1 pseudogene is annotated in these 247 nt (G+C 55.5%); it reads left to right on the top strand.

The features are described 5' to 3' along the window. Positions 1-247: pseudogene (locus tag ACLJNW_RS27495) on the top strand (phosphotriesterase-related protein); the annotation flags it as partial.

Below are 247 nucleotides of genomic sequence, written 5' to 3'. Positions count from 1 at the left end.
CACCAATACCGGCTATTACGGCGCGCGAAAACATATCTTTATCCCTTCGCATGCCTATAACGAGAGCGCCGAGCAGATTGCTGTCCGCTGGATACGAGAGTTTGAGCGGGGAATCGATGGCTCGAAGATCAAACCGGGCATTATCAAAATCGGCGTTGACGCTGGTCATCTGTCCGAAATCAACGCCAAATTGGTCGCTGCGGCCGCGCTCACGCACTTGCGCACAGGCCTGACGATCGGTTCGCAC

It is taken from the genome of Salmonella sp. SAL4457 (genome assembly GCF_046548235.1).
GTDB classification, from domain to species: Bacteria; Pseudomonadota; Gammaproteobacteria; order Enterobacterales; family Enterobacteriaceae; genus Salmonella; species Salmonella enterica.
The sequence above is the reverse complement of the archived record's forward strand: the minus strand, read 5'-3'. Positions and strand labels throughout refer to the sequence as shown.